This window comes from Mesorhizobium sp. M7A.F.Ca.CA.002.15.2.1, assembly GCF_003998715.1.
GTDB classification, from domain to species: Bacteria; Pseudomonadota; Alphaproteobacteria; order Rhizobiales; family Rhizobiaceae; genus Mesorhizobium; species Mesorhizobium ciceri.
The window spans coordinates 1-1,224 of record NZ_RZPI01001023.1 but is presented as its reverse complement, the minus strand read 5'-3'; the positions used below and the strand labels follow the sequence as shown (position 1 = coordinate 1,224).

Sequence of the window (1,224 nt, the reverse complement as noted above, 5' to 3'; positions counted from 1 at the left end):
TCTCGGGCGACTACGGCACCGCCGAGCAGGGTTTTCGCGACCACATCGCCCGCTTCCCCAAGGATGCGAAGGCCGCGGACGCGCATTACTGGCTGGGCGAGTCATTGCTCGGCCAGCAGAAATACCGCGATGCGGCCGAGACGTTCCTTGCCGCCAGCAAGGACTACCCCAAGGCCAAGAAAGCTCCCGATATGTTGCTGAAGCTCGGCGTGTCGCTGGTCGGCCTCAAGCAGCATGACGTTGCCTGCGCCACTTTCAGCGAGGTCGGCAAGCGCTACCCCGATATTTCCAGCGCGCTCAAGGAACGCGTCAAGCAGGAGAAGGCTCTGGCTGCCTGCTGATCCTTGTCATACATGTCGTTGTCCTGAAACCGGGATCACTTTTGGGCGACATGCATCATGCTCGACACCGAGCCGGACCTCTCGACTAACCCTTTTTCGCATATCGATTTTACCAGCGGCGCTGTTGCGGCCGTGTCCGGCGGCAGCGACTCGACCGCCCTGCTCCTTCTTCTCAAACACCATCTCGAACGTAGGGCGCCGGCAACCAGGCTGCTGGCGGTGACGATCGACCACGGTTTGCGGTCCGGTTCGGCTGCGGAAGCGCAAACAGTGGCGAAGCTGTGCGCCAGGCTCGGAATTTCACACCGCATCCTGACATGGTCGGGTCCAAAGCCATCGACCGGTCTGCCCGCCGCCGCTCGCGAGGCGCGCTACCGGCTGCTAGCCGAGGCGGCACAAGCGGAAGGCATCGGCATGATCCTCACCGGCCATACCGCCGACGACCAGGCGGAAACGGTGCTGATGCGGCACGCGCGGGACGAGGGCCAAGGCCATGCCGGCATGGCCGGCCGGGGACTTGCCGGCATGGCGCCGGCCACCCTCTATGACTGGCGCATTTGGATCGTGCGGCCGCTCCTCGGCGTGCGGCGCGCGGCATTGCGCGACGTCCTGCGCCGTCAAAATGTCGGCTGGGCTGACGATCCGACCAATGACGACGCGGCTTTCGAGCGGCCGCGTGTGCGGGCCGCACTTGCCGGCGAGAGTGTCGAGCATGTGAAGGGCATGTTGATGCTCGCGGGCCAGGCCGCCCTCGAGCGCAGGCAGCTTGGCGCCAGCGCAGCCGGTTTGATCGATGGCTTCGCCAGCCAGCCAGCCATCGGCCTCATCCGCCTCGACCCGTGCCTGCTCTCCTCCGGTGACGAGCAGGCGGCCGTCTATGCGT

At 65.5% G+C, this 1,224-nt stretch carries 2 protein-coding genes; both read left to right on the top strand.

Annotation, left to right across the window (positions count from 1 at the left end):
- Positions 1-341 (top strand): tol-pal system protein YbgF (ybgF, locus tag ENZ74_RS32210; RefSeq protein WP_127313306.1); only part of this gene is annotated, 341 nt, incomplete at its 5' end.
- Positions 342-398: 57 nt separating this feature from the next.
- On the top strand, positions 399-1,224 hold an 826-nt coding region (tilS, locus tag ENZ74_RS32205; protein WP_127313305.1), incomplete at its 3' end, for a tRNA lysidine(34) synthetase TilS.